Source organism: Flavobacterium sp. TAB 87 (assembly GCF_001529295.1).
Classification (GTDB): Bacteria; Bacteroidota; Bacteroidia; order Flavobacteriales; family Flavobacteriaceae; genus Flavobacterium.
On sequence record NZ_LLWK01000038.1, the window covers coordinates 521,862 to 543,145 of the forward strand.

The window sequence follows — 21,284 nt, forward strand, 5'->3', positions numbered from 1 at the left end:
CGTTTTTTATTTATATAACAATGCGAAAAATATTATTACTTACTTTTTTTAGTCTTGGTTTTGGTGCAGTGCAGGCACAAGGTTCAGGCTATTGGCAGCAGCAGGCTGACTACAAAATGGATGTTGCTGTAGATGCTAAAAACTTTCAGTTCAAAGGAACACAACAATTGGTATACACTAATAATTCATCGGATACTTTGAAGAAAGTGTATTATCATTTATTCTTAAATGCATTTCAACCCGGAAGTGAGATGGATGCAAGGCTGCACAGCATTAAAGATCCTGACGGAAGGATGGTAAAAAAAATTAAAGTAGATGGCAAAGAAAGCAAGCAAAGCCGAATTGAAACGTTGAAACCTAATGAGATTGGATTTTTAAAAATAGCTAATTTTAAGCAAGATGGAGCCACAGCTAAAACCAATATTGTTGGAACTATTATGGAGGTTACGTTAGAGAAACCAATTCTTCCAAATTCTAAGTCTACGTTTACTTTAAATTTTGACGGACAAATTCCTGTTCAAATTCGCAGAACTGGACGCAATAGTACCGAGGCGATTGAATTGTCTATGTCGCAATGGTATCCAAAATTAGCAGAATTTGATTTTGAAGGATGGCATGCTGACCCCTATATTGCTAGAGAGTTTCACGGAGTTTGGGGCAATTTTGATGTAAAAATTACTATAGATAAAGAATATACAATTGGCGGGACAGGCTACTTGCAAAATCCAAATGAAATTGGGCACGGGTATCAGGATACTGGTGTAACGGTTTCACACCCTAAAAAAATGAAAACGTTGACTTGGCATTTTATTGCGCCAAACGTACATGATTTTGCATGGGCGGCCGATAAAAATTATGCACACGATATTGTAAAAGGTCCGCACGATGTTGATTTGCATTTTTTATATAAAAATGATCCAAAAACTGCAGAAAAGTGGAAAAAGTTACCAGCTTACATGGTTAAAGTAATGGATTTCTTCAATCAAAAAGTAGGTCTTTATCCGTATAAGCAATATTCTTTTATTCAAGGTGGGGATGGCGGAATGGAATATGCGATGTGTACGTTAATGTTAGGAAGTGGAACTTTAGAAGGGATTTTAGGAACTGCTACGCATGAACTGGGGCATTCTTGGTTTCAGCATGTTTTGGCATCAAACGAATCAAAACATCCATGGATGGACGAGGGTTTTACCACTTACGTGGAAGACATGGCTATGAATGAACTAGTGGTAGAGAAAGCTGCCAATCCTTTCGAAGGAAATTACCGCGCTTATTACAATTTGGTAAATTCAGGTAAGGAGCAACCGCAAAGTACGCATGGAGATCGTTACAATGAAAATCGTCCGTATAGCACCGCATCGTATGTAAAAGGAAGTATCTTTTTGTCTCAATTAGAGTATGTGATCGGAAAGGAAAACGTAAATGCAACCTTAAAGAGATATTACAATGACTTTAAATTCAAGCATCCAACGCCAAACGATATCAAAAGAACGGCTGAACGTGTTTCTGGAGCTGAATTAGACTGGTATTTGACCGACTGGACTCAAACCACGAACACGATTGATTATGGTATTAAATCGGTGGATATGGACGGAAAATCGGTCAACATCAAGTTAGAGCGTATTGGACTAATGCCAATGCCTATAGATATTTTGGTTGAATATGCAGATGGCACTTCTGAAAGTTTTTATATCCCGTTGCGAATGATGCATTTCGTTAAAGAAAATCAGAGTCCTCAAATAAAGAGAACCGTTTTAGGAGATTGGGCTTGGGCAATGTCAAACTATGAGTTCCGTATCGCTAAAGATAAGAACAGCATCAAAAAGATTACAATTGATCCAAGCGGATTAATGGCAGATGTTAAACAGGCTGATAATGTTTACGAGGTAAAGTAAAAGTCTAACTTCAGTTTAAAATACAAAAGGCTCGAATTACTATAATTCGAGCCTTTTGTATTTTGTAAAGATAAAGTTTTCTTGATCCTTGGTTCTTTGTACGTAAATTAAAAATTTATAGGAATGCCTATATTTCCTGTTGATTGCTAACCTTCAGTTTGTTCCAATAAAAAAGGTGGATAAATCCACCCTTTTTGCCCCAAATCTACCATAAACTTAACCTACTAAAATTATGGTTTTATAAAATTAAACAAGATGTGTCTTAGCGCCAAGAAATGTAGATTAAAAGCAGATAAATCCGATTAAATGCATAATTTAACTTTTGTTTAATACGCTCTAGCGTCTTTTCCTTCGTAAAAATTCATGAATGCACGGTTTACCACTCGGTTCCCACCCGGAGTTGGGTAATCTCCTGTAAAGTACCAATCTCCTAGATTTTTAGGACAAGCGATGTGCAAATCATCAACGGTTTGAAATATAATTTTTACTTCAGCATTAATTTCTGGAGAGCTTAGCATTTCAGCAATCTTATCTGAAACTTCTTGCGGCTCAAATTGATCATATATAGCGGTTACATAATTTACGAAATCGGTATCTGCAAAGTTTTCTTGCGCTTTACATTTTGCGTACACTTCATCAACAATATGATAGAGATTGCGTTCTTTTAATAATTCTAATGCTGCTTTAAAAGCAACTAAACCTTCCATCTTGGCCATGTCAATACCGTAGCAATCAGGAAAACGAATTTGAGGAGCAGAAGAGACAATTACAATACGTTTTGGTTTCAAACGATCCATCATCTTAATAATGCTCATTTTAAGAGTTGTTCCTCTTACAATACTATCGTCTATAATAACCAAATTGTCTGTAGGCTTAATTACACCATAGGTAACATCGTAAACGTGCGCTACTAAATCATCTCGGCTACTATCTTCGGTGATAAAAGTGCGCAGCTTGGCGTCTTTTATTGCTATTTTTTCCGTTCTAATTTTTACCTCTAGTAATTCCTTTAACGATTGCTCTGTTAACGTATTTCGATTGGCTATGATGTGCGTGTTTTTACGCTGATTTAAAAAGTCTTGCGCTGCTTCAACCAATCCGTAAAATGAGGTTTCGGCAGTGTTAGGTATGTAAGAGAAAACCGTGTTGTCCGTATCATTATCAATAGCTTCTAAAACGGCAGGTAAAATCAATCTTCCCAAATGCTTGCGTTCTTGGTAAATTTCAGCATCACTTCCTCTCGAAAAATAGATGCGTTCAAATGAACACGATTTCTTAACGGTCGGAGTTAAAATTTCCTCCATTGTAACCGTACCATTTTTTTTAATGATTAGCGCATTACCTGGATCAATTTCTTGAACACTTTCAAAAGGAACATTAAAAACTGTTTGAATAACCGGACGTTCTGATGCAACAACTACAACTTCATCATCTTGATAATAATAGGCTGGGCGAATTCCTGCGGGATCTCTAAAAACAAAGGCATCTCCATGACCTAGTAATCCGGCCATCGCATATCCACCATCTAGATTCTTTGCAGATCGGGTTAAAATTTTACCAATATCCAAACGTTCAGCAATAATGGGTGAAGCATCTTGTTTCGAGTAGCCTTCTGTTTTACAATCTTGGTACAATTGCATCACTTCTTTATCTAAAAAGTGTCCAATTTTTTCCATGACAGTAACCGTATCGGCCATTTCTTTAGGATGCTGTCCTAATTCTATTAAATTAGCAAAGAGCTCTTTTACGTTAGTCATATTAAAGTTTCCTGCCAACATAAGGTTGCGGTGCATCCAATTGCTTTGACGTAAAAATGGATGAACACTTTCGATACTATTTTTTCCAAAAGTACCGTAACGTACATGTCCTAAAAACAATTCTCCTAAATACGGAATGTTTGCTTTTTGTGCGGCTACATCATCTGCATATTCGGGGTGTGCAGTCATTTCGTCATTAATGCGTGCATTAATTTGAGCAAAAACATCTTGAATAGCTTGGCTGTCGTTCGATCGTACTCTACTAATGTATCTTTGCCCTGGCTGAACGTCAAATTTGATGCTTGCAAAACCAGCTCCATCTTGTCCGCGGTTGTGCTGTTTTTCCATCATCAGGTACATTTTTTGTATCCCGTAAAATGCCGTTCCGTACTTTTCTTTATAAAATTCAAGCGGTTTAAGAAGTCTAACCAAAGCTATCCCACATTCGTGTTGTAAAGCGTCACTCATTAGTGTATGTGTTTGTGTGTTGTTGTGATTTTTAGTGGTAACAAATCAAAAAAGCCCCGTTAACCGAGGCTTTTAGGTATTATAATGATATATCAAATTGTGTTAGCGACTTAAATTCTTTCAAGCGCGTTATCACCTCGTCTTTTTCTAAGCTTTCCATTCGTTCTGTGCCAAATTTCTCTACACAGAAAGAAGCTAAATTGGATCCATAGATTACCGCATTCTTCATATTTTCAAACGAAATGTTTTCGCTTTGCGTAAGATATCCTGCAAATCCTCCTGCAAATGTATCTCCAGCTCCCGTTGGATCAAATACGTCTTCTAGAGGAAGCGCTGGTGCGAAGAACACTTCTTTTCCTTGGAACAACAATGCGCCGTGTTCTCCTTTTTTAATTACCACATACTTTGGTCCCATCGTATGTATTTTTGCTGCCGCTTTAACTAATGAATATTCGCCCGAAAGCTGTCTAGCCTCTTCATCATTAATGGTCAAAACATCTACGCGTTTGATCACTTCTAACAATTCAGGTAAAGCGCAATCCATCCAAAAATTCATAGTATCTAAAACTACTAATTTTGGTTTTTCAGTCAATTGATCTAACACACTGCTTTGTACTAAAGGATGTAAATTACCTAAAAGCACTATGTCAGAATTGGTGTAATTAGCCGGAACTTTAGGTTGAAAATCAGCTAAAACGTTTAATTGTGTGTCTAAGGTATCTCTTGAGTTCAAGTCATTATGGTAACGACCGCTCCAAAAAAAGGTTTTACCGCCTTTTACAATTTCTAAACCCGAAAGGTCAATGTTTCTAGACGCTAATAAGTCTAAATGTTCTTGCGGAAAATCATCTCCGACTACAGAAACTATGGCAGATTGCAAGTTGAAATAAGAGGCTGAAAGTCCAATATAAGTTGCAGCACCGCCTAAAATTTTATCTGTTTTTCCGAAAGGAGTTTCAATTGCGTCGAAAGCTACGGTTCCAACGATCAATAATTTATTCATTGTGTGAATTTGGAATTAAAGTGCAAAGATACTTCATAACAATGAAAGTTGCAAAGGTTGAGTCTCTCAAAGTTATCATAAAAAAATAGCGCTGCTGCAGTAAATTACACTATTGATAATCAGTAAATTATAAGTTTTTTATATGGTTAAATAAATTAATTGGTTTTCCAGATTTATTGCTAATTATTGAAGAATTAACAGTCGATTAAATCTACTTTCGTGTAATTATTTAATTTTTCCATTTTCTTTTTCGTAAAAAACGTCAATTGAAAGTTGTTTTTGCGTGGCTGCCATAACGGCTAGTTCGTCACATCGCTCATTTTGTGGGTGATTGTTATGTCCTTTAATCCATTTAAAGTCGACTTGATGCTTTTTATTAATAATTAAAAAACGTTTCCATAAGTCTGGATTTTTTTTACCAACAAAGCCTTTCTTTTCCCAACCAAAAACCCATTTTTTTAATACAGAGTCTACAACATACTTCGAATCAGAAATGACTAAAACTTTCATGTTTGGATTTTTAAGTTTTTCGAGGCCAACAATAACAGCCAGCAATTCCATCCGGTTGTTAGTAGTTAAGCGAAAACCTTCGTAGAATTCTTTTTTATGTGGCGTTCCCACCAATTCCATCACAACACCGTAACCGCCGTTCCCTGGATTTCCTTTAGCAGCGCCATCTGTGTAAATATGCACTTCGTGTTGATTCATTTTTAAAATATTGATCTATTTATCCAATTAAAATTTTCTCTAAAACGTGTGGAAAGTGCAATTGTTCTAAAACATGAATTCTTTCTGCCACTGTTTCTGGCGTGTCAAGTTCGGATAAGGCCATTTTTTCTTGAAATATAACAGCGCCTTCATCGTAGTTTTCGTTTACGTAATGAATGGTGATTCCGGTTTCTTTTTCTTTGTTTTCAATTATAGCTTTGTGAATGTGCATGCCGTACATTCCTTTTCCGCCATAATTTGGTAAAAGTGCCGGGTGAATATTTACAATACTATGGGGATAAACGTCAATTATGTTTTTTGGAAATTGTAATAAAAAACCAGCTAAAACGATCAAGTCTGGACCGATCTTGTTTATGATTTGAAGTACTTTTCCTTCCGTTAGATCAGTTTTGGAGAAAACTTGGGTAGGAATTTGATGATTATGTGCTCTTTCGATAACTTTTGCTAAAGCATTATTTGTTAGCACCAAAACGACTTTTGCATTTTTTGTTTTTTCAAAATATTTAATTATATTTTCGGCATTAGTACCTGATCCTGAAGCAAAAACGATTATTTTTTTCATTGTAAGGGCATATTTTTTTATGCAAAAAACGGAATAAAAAACGTAATTAAATAGCATTATCACTGCTTTGTTAAAATATATTTTATAAATTAGTGTTACATTTATTAACTAAAGTGCGGTTTTAAAATAAAGTTTTTTATTTTTGCCATCAAATTAAATTCTAAAATTAAAGATTATGTCAGACATTGCATCAAGAGTAAAAGCGATTATCGTAGACAAATTAGGCGTTGACGAAAACGAAGTTGTAACAGAAGCAAGCTTCACTAATGATTTAGGAGCTGACTCATTAGACACTGTTGAGCTTATCATGGAATTCGAAAAAGAATTCGACATTCAGATTCCGGACGATCAAGCAGAAAACATTGCTACTGTAGGTCAAGCTATTTCTTATATCGAAGAAGCTAAAAAATAATACATCAAACACCCGAGTTTTTTATGGTAATAGAAAATCGGGTGTTGTTGTTTTTATTCAAAGACTAAATTTTGGGTTGAATTTCAATCAAAAAGATATATTCCTATTGTAATACCCATGGCTCTTAAGTTTTATACTGGTAAGAAAGCGTGGGTTTTATTTGTTTAAGTTAACAAAAGATATTTTTATGACATTAAAGCGAGTGGTTGTAACAGGATTAGGTGCTCTTACTCCTATTGGAAACAATATCCAAGAGTATTGGGACAGTTTGATCAATGGAGTTAGCGGAGCTGCTCCTATAACGTATTACGATACTGAAAAGCATAAAACAAAATTTGCATGTGAAGTTAAAAACTTCAACATCGAAGATTACATGGACCGTAAAGAATCTCGCCGATTAGATAAGTTTGCTCAGTACGCTGTAGCTGCAAGTGACGAGGCGATTAAAGATGCTGGTTTAAACGACAGCAATGTTAACAAAGAACGTGTTGGTGTTATTTGGGGTGCAGGAATTGGTGGTTTACAAACGTTTCAGGATGAAGTAATGTACTACGCAAAAGGCGATGGTACACCAAAATTCAATCCGTTTTTTATTCCTAAAATGATTGCAGATATTGCTCCGGCGCATATTTCTATGCGTAACGGATATATGGGTCCAAATTACACAACTGTTTCAGCCTGTGCATCATCTGCCAATGCTTTAATAGATGCTTTTAACTACATTCGTTTAGGGATGTGTGATGTTATTGTGTCGGGAGGTTCAGAAGCAGCGATTACTATTGCAGGTATGGGAGGTTTTAACTCTATGCATGCTTTATCAACAAGAAACGACAGTCCAGAAACGGCATCAAGACCATTTGATGCAACTCGTGATGGTTTTGTTTTAGGTGAAGGAGCTGGAGCGTTAGTGTTGGAAGAATACGAACATGCTAAAGCAAGAGGTGCAAAAATCTATTGCGAAGTTGGTGGTGGCGGAATGTCTTCGGATGCGTACCATTTGACGGCTCCACATCCAGAAGGAATTGGGGTAATTGCAGTAATGAACAGTACGCTTCGTGATGCTGGACTAAAACCAGAAGACGTTGATCATATCAATACGCACGGTACATCAACTCCATTAGGAGACGTGGCCGAGCTTAAAGCCATCAGTCATGTTTTTGGTGAACATGCCAAAACAATCAACATCAACTCTACAAAATCAATGACTGGTCATCTACTAGGAGCTGCTGGAGCTGTAGAAGCAATTGCTTCTATTTTAGCTATGCAACATAGTATTGTTCCACCAACGATTAACCATACCGTTGCAGACGAAAATATCGATCCTTCACTAAACTTGACATTAAATAAAGCGCAAAAAAGAGAGATTAATGTTGCTATGAGTAACACTTTTGGATTTGGTGGACATAATGCTTGTGTGTTGTTTAAAAAATTAGTTGACTAATTTAAGTATATGAGTATTTTCAAAAAAATATTTTCAAAATCCCGTTCTCAAGAAGGCGGGATTTTTTTTGACTCTATTCAAAAAATTGTTGGTTTTGCGCCAGCATCTATTGAGCCATATAAAAAAGCATTTACCCATCGGTCTTCTAATAAGTTAGATGAGAACGGACATGCTATTAATTATGAAAGACTAGAGTTTTTAGGAGACGCCATGTTAAGCTCTGTTATTGCAGCGCATCTCTTTAATGAAGTTCCTACAGGCGATGAAGGGTATTTGACTAAAATGCGGTCTAAAATCGTAAGTAGAGAGCATTTGAATGAACTAGGAAAAGATCTAAACTTAATTAGATTTATCGAAAGCAAAGTGCCTGTGCAGCATTTTGGAGAAAACATTCACGGTAACATTTTTGAGTCTTTAGTCGGTGCCATTTATTTAGATAAAGGATACCATTTTTGCGAAAAATTTATTCAGCAAAAAGTAATTGCACCGTATGTTAATATTTCGCGATTAGAAGGCAAAGTGATTAGTTATAAAAGTTTAGTTATTGAATGGTGTCAGAAAGAAAAACACAGCTTTCATTATGATATTTTTGAGGATAATGGCATTGGTGGCGAACGTCTCTTTGGTGTCAAATTAAGTATTGATGACAAAGTAATAGCTAAGGCAAGAGCAACATCCAAAAAGAAAGCAGAAGAAAAAGCATCGCAGCGCGCCTATTTTGCTTTTCAGGAAAAAATGGATAAAAAATAAAAAAATCGCAGAAATTATTTAATACTACAACGTTATCGTTTATAAATTAACAAAAACATCCTCTCGGAGATTATTTAACCTCCGTTAGAAATGTTATATTTACAACTTTAATTGACAAGACATGGCAATTCATAAATTGGATCTTGGCGAATTTGATGAAATCGATTACGATCTGATAGCAATTCATACTTCTTTAGAAAGTTATCGGCTGGCTTATTTTATCAATCAGAAACTACCGATCAATTTAAGTAAAAGCAAAAACGAAATTGAAATTAGTCTCAAAGAGGGAGACACCTATTTTTCAAGGTTTTACTTCTACAATGAAGAGAAATCCATTTCTTGGAATTTAATTCAAAATAAGAACGAAATAAATGTGGGTAGTAAACCCGATCAACACGATTTATTTTCAAATACAATGACAGAAGTAAATACCAATGTGTACTTGCTTCCTGATTTTAAAAAGGTTGACTATTTTTTAAAAGTTGAAAAGAGTGAGGAAGCTTTCGATATATTAAAAATACTGCAACTATTAAACACCATTGATACCATATCAGCGGTTTATGAAGTTGATACTAGTAAAATAAAATCAAAAAACAATTTAATTTTTTAATAGAAATGCTTACAAACAAAAAAACAAAAATTGTGGCCACACTTGGGCCTGCAACCAGTACACGAGAAATCATCAAAAAAATGGTTGACGCAGGTGTAAATGTGTTTAGAATTAATTTTTCGCATGCAGATTACGAAGGAGTTAAAGAGAAAATAGATATTATTCGTGGATTAAACGAAGAATTAGGACAGACTACTGCCATTTTAGGAGACTTACAAGGGCCTAAATTACGTGTTGGAGTGATGGAAGAAGGAGTTGTAGTTAATGACGGAGACCTGATTACGTTTACAACTGCAGATGAAATCATAGGAACTGCAGAAAGAGTGTTTATGAAATACAAAAACTTTCCAAATGATGTAAATCAAGGAGAACGTATTTTATTAGACGATGGTAAACTTATTTTCGAAATTATTTCGACAGATAAAAAAACCGAAGTAGTTGCCAAAGTAATTCAAGGTGGTGAATTGAAATCTAAAAAAGGAGTTAATCTTCCGAATACTAAAATTTCATTACCAGCTTTAACAGAGAAAGACATTGCAGATGCTATTTTTGCGATTGAGCAAAAGGTAGACTGGATCGCTCTTTCTTTTGTAAAAACACCAAGAGACTTACAGGATCTTCAGGAATTGATAGACAAGCATTCAGAATTTAAAATTCCGATTATTGCTAAGATAGAAATGCCAGAAGCATTAGAAAACATAGACAAAATTATTGCTTATTGTGATGGATTAATGGTTGCTCGTGGTGATTTAGGAGTTGAACTTCCTGCACACGAAGTGCCGTTGGTGCAAAAAGATTTGATCCGTAGAGCAAAAATTGCTAGAATTCCAGTAATTGTTGCCACTCAAATGATGGAAACGATGATTTCTAGCTTGACTCCAACTCGTGCAGAAGTTAATGACGTTGCCAACTCGGTAATGGATGGAGCTGATGCAGTAATGTTGTCAGCAGAAACAGCTGCAGGAAATTATCCGGTACAAGTGATTCAGAAAATGACTCAAATTTTAGAAGCAGTAGAAGATTCACCTCTTATTCAAGTGCCACAAAATACACCGCAAGTTAAAACAAAACGTTTCATTACTAAAACAATTTGTCAGCAAGCAGCAGTGATGGCTAACACGATTGGTGCTAAAGCAATTTGTACCTTAACGAATAGTGGATATACGGCTTTTCAGGTTTCGGCTTGGAGACCTAATGCACACATTTTAGTGTTTACTTCAAATCGCAGAATCATTACACAATTGAATTTGTTATGGGGAGTAAAATCATATTACTATGACAAAATTGTTAGCACAGATGACACCGTAACTGATGTGAACATCCTAGCAAAAGAAAAAGGATATGTTGTAAAAGGAGATTACCTAATTAACCTTGCAGCAATGCCGATTAAAGAAAAAGGAATGGTAAATACCATGAGAGTTTCTGAAATAGAATAATCTTATTTCGTTTGATATACAAAAAACCGTTGAGAACTTTCTTAACGGTTTTTTTATTTTTAGATGGCTTGAGTGCTAAAAATGGTTTACAATTCTGGGTTTACTTTGCGCTACAATTGTGTGATACGAACATGCCGAAAGTATAGTACCCACAAAAATGGATGATTCGTTATCGTCTTTTGTTTGAAAAACAACCTTAATAAAAGCATGAAAAATTATGGTATTGCTTTACGTGAAGTTTTTTCAGAGTTATCGGTAAAAAAAGTAATTTAAAGCACATCACAACTTGGGAAATGTGCAATCGGAAAATTACACGAATTAGCGATAAAACATAATTTTCTAGCTTCGGTATGTAAAGCAAGAGCCAATTCTTTTTGATGTGGATTGGCAATTTGAACTTTTGGATAAAGCCTTGCTTCTGTAAAGCGACCACTTCCATCTGCAGCTACTTCAAGAGAAGCTTGGGCAGTATCCGAATAATTTAAGACTACAATATTATTCTTTTTGCAAACATATAAGTAAGACATCATATGGCAAGAGATAAGGCTGCTCAGCAATAAATCCTCTGGATTGTATAAATGTGGATTTCCTTTAAAAGCTTTAGCCGCAGAAACGTTTAAAACAGGTTTATCTGCAATCGTGATGGTATGCGATTTAGTATAAAATCTAGCTTGTTCGGATTCTAAATTTTTTTCTAACTTCCAATTTAAAGCGGCTTTGAAGATATGTTTGAAAGTCATTTTTCTATAAATTTTTCAAGTACTGAGAATAGGTATTACAACGAATTTCGTAAAATTAGTGCCGACTTATTTTCAATATTTTCTTTTTGATTTTTTAAAACCATATGCGCTAGAATTTTGCCCATAGCTTGAAAATCAGTAGAAATGGTAGTAATGCCATTTTCAACTACTTTTTTAAGTGGTGATTCGTTGTACGAAATGATTCCGTAATCTTTTCCTAATTTAAACTCTTGCTGCTTTCCTTTTTCAATTACACTTACCAAATCTCTGTCATTGGGAATCACATATACTTCTCCATCTGTGATGGTTCGGTCTTTAAATTCGGTGATCACCTCATTGTCAAAAGAATAGTCATTGCAAAATTTTAGAAATCCATCTCGCATGCCTAGAGGTTCTCTAAAGCCTGGAAAAATTAAAATTAATTTTTTATATTTTTCGATCATCTTTTTACCCTTGACAAGACCCTCATAAATATCCTTTTTGTGATTTTGATAAACTGCTGGGAACATCATAAGGTCTTCGTTGGTCTGGTCTAGAATATAGACTTCATTTGGCGGAAGTGTTGCTATTGTTGCCGTAACATCTTTTAAGTTGGTGGGCATAACAATGTATTTCGTGTAATTTCCGTTGCTGTCGTTAATTAATTTATTAAAAACGGAACTATTAAAGTGATGAAAGAAAATATCGACTTGTACGTCTTCGCCAATACTGTCTAAGAAAGAGTTAAATAGATCTTCCTTAAAAACATTTAGTTCATCAAAAAGTAAGAAAACACGGTTCTTAATAAGGATCTGTGTACTTTTGATATAATAACCTTTGCCAGGAATGGCATAAATAATACCTCTTTTTTTTAGCTCATCGTACGCTTGTAAAACCGTATCACGCGATAGACTGTTTGCTAAACAAACTTTATTTACAGAAGGTAACTTATCTTCTTTAAACAGCAGCTCGTCAACTAAAGCGCGCTCTATTTGGGATATAATTTGCTTATACTTAGGAATTCCACAGTTATTTTGGATTATGCTTATTTTCACTGCTTTTTCTTTGCAATATACATAAAAACTGGTAGGAGGCGGTATGATAAATAATTGTTATTGCTTATTTTTATTTTTTTAACAAAATTATTCAAAAGAGATAAATAATTGATTTACAAAAATAACCTCAAAGTAATTTTCGCTTCAAACTAAATTTTTAGTTGAATGCTCATTTCGGTCAAAAATACAAATAAAGTAAAAGTTTATCCGCTTTTGATAGTGTTCAAAACTAGCCCAAAAAAAAGGGAAAATCATACTAGTTCTCCCTTTTTTTGTTATTAGTTCTATCGAATATTTATTCGATTTCTTCCTCGTCTTTATCTTCCTTTTCGATAGCATCTTTATAATCTGGGTATAAAAATTTATTATACGGAAAACGAGTAATGTGAATGTGGCGAACTGCTTCGTATACACGTTCTCTAAATTCCTCAAAATTTTCCTTGTTGGTTGCAGAAATAAATAAAGCATTTTCTTCACCAACACGACTCATCCAAGTAGATTTCCATTCTTCTAATGTATAATGTCTTGGAGTGCGTTCGGTCATTAAATCATCTTCGTCAATTGTTAAATGCTTGAAGGAATCGATTTTATTAAAGACCATAATAACAGGTTTGTCATTGGCTTTAATGTCCTGCAAAATTTGATTGACAGATGCTATGTGGTCTTCAAAATCAGGATGCGAAATATCTACAATGTGTAGTAATAAATCAGCTTCACGAACCTCATCTAACGTACTTTTAAACGAATCTACCAATTGTGTTGGTAATTTTCGAATGAATCCAACAGTATCAGAAAGTAAAAATGGTAAATTCTTAATAACAACTTTTCGAACCGTTGTGTCAAGAGTAGCAAACAATTTATTTTCGACAAAAACATCACTCTTACCTACGGCATTCATTAGTGTCGATTTTCCAACATTGGTATAACCCACCAAAGCAACACGAACCATAGCGCCTCGATTGCTACGCTGAACGCCCATTTGTCTGTCGATGCTTTTAATTTTTTCTTTCAATAATGAAATTCGATCGCGAACAATACGTCTGTCCGTTTCGATTTCTGTTTCACCAGGTCCACGCATTCCAATACCACCTTTTTGGCGTTCTAAGTGCGTCCATAGACCAGAAAGTCTAGGTAATAAATAGATACATTGAGCCAATTCTACTTGCGTTCTTGCGTATGAAGTTTCTGCTCTTTGCGCAAAAATATCCAAAATCAAATTGGTGCGATCTAAGATTTTACAATCTATAATTTTTGAAATATTTTTTTGTTGGGAAGGCGATAGTTCATCATCAAATATTAAAGTTGAAATCTCATTTTCTTTCACAAAAAGATTTATTTCTTCTATTTTTCCAGTACCCAGAAAAGTTTTAGGATTGGGCTTGTCCATTTTTTGCCAAAATCGTTTAATCACTTCACCACCAGCAGTAAAGGTCAAGAATTCTAGTTCGTCCAGATATTCGTTAAGTTTTTCTTCGCTTTGACTTTGAGTAACAACACCAACAACGGCTGTTCTTTCAAAATTTAATATTTCTTTTTCTAACATATCATATAATAAGCTACAAATTTAAGGAATTTCGACGACTAATGATTATAGAATTACCATTTTAGAAAAGGCAAAAAAAGTTCCAATTGAAAGTTGTTTTATCAACCTCAATTGGAACTCTATATTTAGCGTGACATACCGTCTATTCGTAAAAAAAAGCAGATTCAGTTGCTATTAATCCATCGCCATCTACTCTGGAACTGGAAATAGGATAATTGATTGCGTTGTATTTGAATTTTTCGATCATTGGCTCGAACTTTTCAGAAGTCGCTTTAAACGTTAATCCATTATTTTTTGATATTGATTGGAATTCGAATTCATCATCATAAAAAGAAATTAATGGCGTGATTACTTTGTAATTTATACCAAATAATTTTTCTACAATCAATTGACTTACCGAATTTTTATCATCGTAAGTAAACATTTTGATCGTTTTATCTCCAACTAAACCAGTGTGGCGCGTAACATTGGCATCACCATACGAATACTCTGCTTTACCAATAATTTGCTTGTTGCGATTGCGAGAAACGCGTCTTACAATTAAACCTTCTTCCACAATATACTCAATGTCTTCCACCAATTGTTGGTGGCTATTGCTGCGTTTGGCTTCTGCTTTTATGCGCGCGCCTTCATAACTAAATTTCACTGTCTTGGTTACATATTCGTTACCATCTTGATACTTTTTAGAAAAAAATGTCAGTCTGCTAGTAGCATCATAATTGTACGTTGCAACCTCTTTCCAGTTACTTCCAACACGTTCTTTAGTCGTTTTATTTAAAAGACCTTTCTCATCGTAAAAAAAATTCTGAATAACATCAGACGTTTTTATAGTGAATAATTTGCCATCCGTAAAGGCAATGTCTTTGTTTATGATTTCGCCGTCTTTTGAATTTTTATAGAATTTCTGAACAACTTTAATATTCTTCAATACAGGTTTGTCTTCCATCAATTGTGCAGTCGAAATAAGTGGAAATGCCATCATACATATGGCCATAAAGTAGTTTTTCATCATAATTTTAAATTGATTTGGGGCTGCCAAAGTACAAAATTCAATTTAATAGAAGAATTATAAAAGCTAAAAAGGACTTTTTTAATGAATGAAAATAATCCAATAAAGTGGAGTACAAAACTTTATTTAATTTTTGCTCGCATCCACTGAGTTATATATTCCAAGGCAATAGGAGAAAATGTTTGTTCGATAGTTGCATATTCGCTTGGTAAACCGGTAGTGGATTCTTGAAAAAGATGGTTCATATTTGGAAATTCCTTTGTGATAAAATCTTTGTTTCCACCTTTTTTTAGAGCATTACTTATCGCAATAAGGTTTTCTTTTGCTGGAACCTGTAAATCATTTTCGCCATTAACGGCCAGTACAGAGCATTGTACTTTTTCTAATGTCAAAGCGGGGTTGTACTTTAAAAAATACTTCATCCAAGGATTTAATATCTTATTGGACTGCATAGCGACATATTCTTCTTTCGTTACTCCGTTCGGAATCTCAGTTGTAGCTGCGTCAATAAATTGTCTTACATCAGCTTGCAACTTTTCTTCATTTTTGGATTGAACCACCATCTCAAAGATTTTGCTATTTAGCTCGAAAGTTTTTTTCATATCACTTTCAGAAAACCCAGCTGCTTTTGCAAGAGCTCTTTGCTGCAATAATAATAATTGGTCTCCAGAAATTCCTGGGCACGCCAGCAAAACAATAAAAAGAATGTCTTTGGATTGCGTTGCAACCATTGGAGCAATCAGTCCACCTTCGCTATGACCTATTAAACCAATTGCTTTTTTATCAATTTCCTTTCTAGTTTTCAAATAGGTAAGAGCACTTTCTACATCTGTAGCAAAATCTTGCGAGTTTGCAGATGCAAAGTCACCGGTAGATTGTCCTACGCCACGGTCATCAAAGCGTAAAACCGCAAATCCATTTCTAGTTAAATAATCAGAAATAACTAAAAAAGGTTTGTGCCCAAGTATGTCTTCATCTCTTTTTTGAGGTCCACTTCCCGTGATTAAGATAACAGCAGGATAAATTCCTTCTTGTTTGGGTAAAGACAATGTTCCTGCCAACGAAATAGATGCTTTGCTATTTGGAAAAGTAACTTCTTCTGTATGATAAGGATATGGCTTTTTAGGATCTTGTGTCTTAGCGATCTCTACTTTTTCTACAGCTTTTTTTGATAAATTTAGCGGAAATTCTTGTCCACCTTGTTTAAAAGTTCCGATAATTTCGTTTCCTTTCAATTCACCGGTATATTCAATTCTAGCATTGGTAACTTCAAATTTCACTAGAGAATTTTCAAATGTTGTCTGGGTAACTGGAATTCCATTTGCGCCTTGATCGGGACTGTCCATCGTTGTCGTAAATCCGTCTGCTGTTTTACTTACATTAAAAACGACTTTCAATTGAGTTTTCTGTACCGTTAGCACACCATTCCATTTCCCCTCAATTTCTTGAGCGTAAAGCGAATTTAAGAAGGTCAGCACGGTAACAATGAAAAAAAATAGAAATGATCTCATAAGTTTAATTTTAATATAAAGTTGCTCGCTTTCAGACGATAAATATAGTTTTTTTCTTGGTAAAATTATTTATTTCCGAAAATTTGTATGTCATCCAATTGAAATGTTCCGTCTAACGCTAAATTTTTTCCAGAACCATTGTATTTGAATGCGATATTAATTTTTCCGGTATATGACGACAAATCTATAGCGCCGCTTCCTACAAATTGATACCATGGAGTAGCTTGATTTGGTAGCTTAACTTGTAGCGGAATCCAGGTTGCTTTTGTTACATTTAAACCATCAAAATTGGTGGATATTAAAACTTCTAATGAATTTAACGGAGAGTCGACATCGAGATGATGCTGTGCCGTTCTAAAAGTCAACGTCTCATTTTGGTGTGTATCCATATCAATTTTTGGAGTGATTAACCACGCAGCATTCAGTACGTTTTTGGTTGAAGCGATATTAAACTCAGTACAACCATTGCCCGATTTTATAACGCCTTTCCAAAACTTGGTTCCGGTTTGTGCGATGTTCGCCCAACCTGCTAATTTTAGCGTTACATTGTGTTCTACTGTCTGAAAATCTTCGGTAAAATAGGCAACTCTTCTGCCTTGAGTTAATTTCACATCTTTTTCAGAACGCGCTATTAGCTGGTAATCGGTACCATATTTTGTTAAAACACCGCGTACGCTTCCGCTGCCATCAGGTATTTTATTAGAGGCAAACTTGGCGTAACTACTGGTTCTAAAAATCAAGTGATTTCCGGTCTGATCTAGTAAATACCAATTGGATGCGCCACCAACATCATTAAGTTCTTCATAATATTGTCTGCCCAAAGCCACTTCAGCAAACTGTACATTTTCTAATTCGACCAAAGTATTTAGATTGGCATCAATAGCCACGTCCTCGATTGAAAATTTGCGTACGAGTTCTTCTTCGGAAATAGTAGTGCAGCTCGCATTTAATACTTTTTTAATATCATTTTGAGAAACTCTTCCAACAGTTGCTTCTCCGAAAGTATTGACATATAAACTGCCAATGCGTAAACCTCCGAAGTAAACATCACTAAATTGATTTTGCATTTTTACATATACTTTGTTGCCGACACGGTAATCGATATACGTATTACTGGCATCAACACCAACACTAAAGCCCTCTACGTCACCTCGTTCAGTAAGAGAAGTTTGCAGTGAAATGGTCTTAAAAAAGTTACCCGATTCATCTGTAGAAACAACAAATGCTTCAATCACATCTTCATATAAATATTTCATTGGGTTGGCAGCGCTTACGGCTCGGATGTCGGCGACTGATTTAGTGCTAGTAAAATCAGGTTGAGCGCAAATTAATTCTGGAATTTCTGGCTCTTTCGAATCACAGCCGCTTAGCATAGTAATAAGTAAAAGAGAACATAGTGCGTGTAGATGATGTGTTTTCATAGCGGTAGATTTTTTAAAAACTCAAAGTAAGGTTTGCAAAATAGGTTCTTCCAAAACCGTAATAATATTTGGATCCGAATGAAGGCGTTTCGCTCGATACATCTTGATTTAGTTCTCTAAAATTGGCATTTCGAGATTGTTCAAATCCGCCTGTTTTGTATTTGGAATTCAGAATATTATTGACGCTAGCAAATAAACCAATGTATTTTGACTTTAGTCGCCACGATTTTCCTGCAGAAAAATTAACTAAAGTAACTGCTGGCAGTTTTTCTTGACTAAGCAATTTATGAGCGCGTTCTTGGGTTGCTTCGGGAAAAGTGTAGCCGTTGGCAGGATTTTTAAAGAAAGCGTTCGTTCGAGAAATCGGAGCTATGTCAATGTACATATCATCTAGATAATTAATATTTGCGCCAATCCACCAATAATGTGGGTCACGATATTCGATCCCGAGAGAATATGCTTGCTGCGGAGTTCCCGGAAGTTTATAATTTTTTAAGGCTGAGTTACCGAAATCAAAAACCGGATTTGCATCAGTAATAGTTGCTTGGGCATCATTGGTTAGCTTTACGTTTGGATTACTATCGTAAATGTACTTACCGTAATTTGCCGCAACAGTTGTTTTAAGCGTTGCTGTAAGTTGATAGTCAAAGCTCAGTTCAATTCCTTTATTCGTTTTGTTTAAACCTGTTAGTGCTTGGCCTACAAAAGCATCAGTGTTGTTATATGAGAATCCTTTGTCAAAGATTCCTTCGGCATAAAAAAAGGAAATTTGAGTGGCATTTTTAATTTCAGAATAAAAAGCGGTTAGGCGTGTTTTGAGCTTTGGTGCATGAAAAACATAATTCAATTCGGCACTATTAAGCGTTTCGTTGTTGATCGCTGCAACCACTGAATTATTTAAACGGGAATTCTGAAAGGTGTTTCGTAGAGCCGGTGCCTTTGTTTGATGTGAAGCATTTGCAAAGAGCCATTGCTTGCCCGAAATTTTATAAGTAAAACCACCTTTAAAACCAAAGTTCTCAAAAATTAAGGAATTACTTTTCCCCAATGAATTAGTGGGATATAGCCCATTTTGGTAGAATCCTTCGCGTTGGTATTGCGTCGAAGAAAAAGTTTGAGCCAAATAAAAATCGATATTTTTGTAATCAAAACGAAATTGCGTAAAAGCATCAAAAACGATGGCGTTTAAATTGTAATTGTACCCGTAGCGGTCACCAACTTTAACTTGTAGGTTTGGATTTTGTAAATCAGATTGCGATTGAGTTCCGGTATAAAAAGCATCAATATCTTCAAAATAACTACCGCCCAATAGATCGGTCAAGTACTGAAAATTATGCGATTGCAATTTTCTAAAATTTAGACCTCCGTTAAATGTGCAGTTGTCTGAAAAACGCGAATATAAAGTGCTATTTGCAGTAAACAATTGGTCTTCGACTCGGTCTTCATATAAGACATAATGACTTTTATTGGGGTGATAAGTTGTAATTTGCCCGTTGGAATCAACAGTAGCATTTTGATTGGCACGATACATCGCTGCCCAATCTATTTGAGAATTGGCTAAGTAGGTGTTTTTACTTTTTTCCGCTTCTTCATAATTGGGTAGATAATCGCCAGAATATTCACCCTGATCACTTCCATAAATTGAGGTGTAATAGCTTGGTAATTTGCGATAATACGTAGGATCCGGACTGTTGGCATTTTGATAATCAATATTGCTGTTGGCAATTTTCCCAAATTGATACGCCACTGCCGAATTAAGTTGAGTCTTTTCGTTTATTTTGAAATAGTGGTTCAGCATCAAAACGGGTTCAGCAACGGTTTTTACCCTAGCGTTTCGCTTTTCTCCATTTTGCCATCCCCAGTATGAATTGTATTTCTCCGTCGACAATTCGGTCACTTCATTCGTATTGGGTGAATTCTTTCCACGTTGATTTGGTGTAAAAAAGCCGGTAAAATTAAGTGAGTGCTGGGTCGAGATTTTCTTTTCGATACTCATAAAAAAAGATTCGGCGTCGTAGGTAGTTCCATCAAAATAAGCTTCTTTAGCATAGCGTTTTCCAGCAGCAACGACAAAAGCCCAGCCTGAACTACTCATACCAGATGCATAAGACACCATGCTTCGCGCACTGTAATTTGTATTGCTTGCCGAAAAAGACAAACGTGTTCCTTTGCGATACATTGAGGCCCGTGTAAAAATTGCTTGAGTACCTAAAATACCTCCAAAAGAATAAGGAGAAGGCGCCGTTCCTATCGTGAATTCTTGATTGCGCAACACATCGTTCAATCCTCCCCAATTACTCCACTGCGGTCTGCCGTCGTAAATTTTGTTCATCACTAACCCGTTAATGAGCATGTTGGCGTTTTCGTTATCCAATCCCCGTACGCGAAAGCGGGCTTGACCCCAATTAAATGCTGCGGCTTGTAAAAATGCGTCCCGAGAAGATTGCAGTAAACTCGAGGTATTTTCGGAAGTAGAATTGTCGTCGCTCAGATCACTCTCTTGTAAGCTGATCCAACTGTTTTGAGCTTCAGCAACTAGATTTTCTTCCAGCGATAAAACGCCTAAATTTATGTTTTTGGTTGTAGCTAACGCAAGTGGTATTAATAAATCTTTGAAGCCTTGACTGCGCAGTAGCAATAGTTGATTGCCATTAAAAGGAACTTCTATTTCAAATTTACCATCGGTAGTTGTAAGTTGTGTAAGAGTTGAATTCTGAAGAGTGACCACCACATAAGAAAGGGGCTTTTGTGTCGCATGGTGAATCACTTTCCCAGAAATGAGGTAGTGATTTTGCGACCAAATAGCCGTACATATTAAAAGAGTAAATAATAAAAGTAGTTTTTTAATCATATCGCCTAAAACTGTTTGAGTTGAAAAAAAATAAATGTGTCCTCTTTCTGTACATGAAAAAAGACAATTGTAGTTCAAAAAAAATCAGTTTTGGAAAAATTTTAGATCAGAC

The 21,284-nt window shown here is 35.5% G+C and carries 17 protein-coding genes; 6 read left to right on the forward strand and 11 right to left on the reverse strand.

Features of this window, described 5'->3' with window-relative positions; translation table 11 throughout:
• Window positions 1–20 precede the first annotated feature (20 nt).
• The gene (locus tag AP058_RS14355; protein ID WP_066312370.1) at window positions 21–1,895 is read left to right on the forward strand and encodes a M1 family metallopeptidase; all 1,875 of its coding nucleotides are present in this window, start codon (window positions 21–23) and stop codon (window positions 1,893–1,895) included.
• A gap of 326 nt (window positions 1,896–2,221) precedes the next feature.
• On the opposite strand, the gene AP058_RS14360 is transcribed toward AP058_RS14355, so the two are convergent.
• The 4 genes from AP058_RS14360 to AP058_RS14375 form a co-directional block, all read right to left on the reverse strand.
• Window positions 2,222–4,120 carry an amidophosphoribosyltransferase gene (locus tag AP058_RS14360; protein ID WP_066312372.1) on the reverse strand — a complete coding sequence of 633 codons (1,899 nt, stop codon included), beginning with the start codon at window positions 4,118–4,120 and terminating at the stop codon, window positions 2,222–2,224.
• A gap of 79 nt (window positions 4,121–4,199) precedes the next feature.
• Window positions 4,200–5,123: a PfkB family carbohydrate kinase gene (locus AP058_RS14365; RefSeq protein WP_066312373.1), complete on the reverse strand. Its 924-nt coding sequence runs from the start codon at window positions 5,121–5,123 to the stop codon at window positions 4,200–4,202.
• Between the two features lie 225 nt (window positions 5,124–5,348).
• Complete coding sequence (gene rnhA / locus AP058_RS14370; RefSeq protein WP_066312379.1) at window positions 5,349–5,831, reverse strand: ribonuclease HI; 483 nt, start codon at window positions 5,829–5,831, stop codon at window positions 5,349–5,351.
• Between the two features lie 19 nt (window positions 5,832–5,850).
• Window positions 5,851–6,414, reverse strand: coding sequence for a phosphoribosylglycinamide formyltransferase (locus AP058_RS14375; protein ID WP_066312381.1), 564 nt, complete (start codon window positions 6,412–6,414; stop codon window positions 5,851–5,853).
• A 175-nt stretch (window positions 6,415–6,589) separates the two neighbouring features.
• Here AP058_RS14375 and AP058_RS14380 point away from each other — a divergent pair, with 175 nt between their 5' ends.
• The 5 genes from AP058_RS14380 (at window position 6,590) to pyk (ending at window position 11,063) form a co-directional block, all read left to right on the forward strand.
• On the forward strand, window positions 6,590–6,826 hold the full coding sequence (locus tag AP058_RS14380; protein ID WP_007137004.1) for an acyl carrier protein: 237 nt from the start codon (window positions 6,590–6,592) through the stop codon (window positions 6,824–6,826).
• Window positions 6,827–7,013: 187 nt separating this feature from the next.
• Window positions 7,014–8,267 carry a beta-ketoacyl-ACP synthase II gene (fabF, locus tag AP058_RS14385; RefSeq protein ID WP_066312383.1) on the forward strand — a complete coding sequence of 418 codons (1,254 nt, stop codon included), beginning with the start codon at window positions 7,014–7,016 and terminating at the stop codon, window positions 8,265–8,267.
• A gap of 9 nt (window positions 8,268–8,276) precedes the next feature.
• Window positions 8,277–9,017: a ribonuclease III gene (gene rnc, locus AP058_RS14390; RefSeq protein WP_066312391.1), complete on the forward strand. Its 741-nt coding sequence runs from the start codon at window positions 8,277–8,279 to the stop codon at window positions 9,015–9,017.
• 121 nt (window positions 9,018–9,138) lie between these two features.
• A complete protein-coding gene (locus AP058_RS14395) occupies window positions 9,139–9,627 on the forward strand; it encodes an IPExxxVDY family protein (protein WP_066312393.1) in 489 nt (162 codons plus the stop codon).
• Window positions 9,628–9,632: 5 nt separating this feature from the next.
• The gene (gene pyk / locus AP058_RS14400) at window positions 9,633–11,063 is read left to right on the forward strand and encodes a pyruvate kinase (RefSeq protein WP_066312395.1); all 1,431 of its coding nucleotides are present in this window, start codon (window positions 9,633–9,635) and stop codon (window positions 11,061–11,063) included.
• Window positions 11,064–11,332: 269 nt separating this feature from the next.
• Here the strand turns inward: pyk and AP058_RS14405 are convergent, their stop codons facing one another.
• From AP058_RS14405 to AP058_RS14435, 7 genes are all read right to left on the reverse strand, one after another.
• On the reverse strand, window positions 11,333–11,803 hold the full coding sequence (locus tag AP058_RS14405; RefSeq protein ID WP_066312397.1) for an OsmC family protein: 471 nt from the start codon (window positions 11,801–11,803) through the stop codon (window positions 11,333–11,335).
• Between the two features lie 35 nt (window positions 11,804–11,838).
• The gene (locus AP058_RS14410; RefSeq protein ID WP_066312400.1) at window positions 11,839–12,837 is read right to left on the reverse strand and encodes a GntR family transcriptional regulator; all 999 of its coding nucleotides are present in this window, start codon (window positions 12,835–12,837) and stop codon (window positions 11,839–11,841) included.
• Between the two features lie 295 nt (window positions 12,838–13,132).
• A complete protein-coding gene (gene hflX / locus AP058_RS14415) occupies window positions 13,133–14,380 on the reverse strand; it encodes a GTPase HflX (protein WP_066312401.1) in 1,248 nt (415 codons plus the stop codon).
• A 142-nt stretch (window positions 14,381–14,522) separates the two neighbouring features.
• Window positions 14,523–15,392 carry a hypothetical protein gene (locus tag AP058_RS14420; RefSeq protein ID WP_231739676.1) on the reverse strand — a complete coding sequence of 290 codons (870 nt, stop codon included), beginning with the start codon at window positions 15,390–15,392 and terminating at the stop codon, window positions 14,523–14,525.
• A 119-nt stretch (window positions 15,393–15,511) separates the two neighbouring features.
• On the reverse strand, window positions 15,512–16,900 hold the full coding sequence (locus AP058_RS14425; protein ID WP_066312403.1) for a S9 family peptidase: 1,389 nt from the start codon (window positions 16,898–16,900) through the stop codon (window positions 15,512–15,514).
• 65 nt (window positions 16,901–16,965) lie between these two features.
• A complete protein-coding gene (locus AP058_RS14430; protein ID WP_066312404.1) occupies window positions 16,966–18,321 on the reverse strand; it encodes a DUF5689 domain-containing protein in 1,356 nt (451 codons plus the stop codon).
• A 13-nt stretch (window positions 18,322–18,334) separates the two neighbouring features.
• The gene (locus tag AP058_RS14435; RefSeq protein WP_082706669.1) at window positions 18,335–21,172 is read right to left on the reverse strand and encodes a carboxypeptidase-like regulatory domain-containing protein; all 2,838 of its coding nucleotides are present in this window, start codon (window positions 21,170–21,172) and stop codon (window positions 18,335–18,337) included.
• Between the last annotated feature and the right edge of the window lie 112 nt (window positions 21,173–21,284).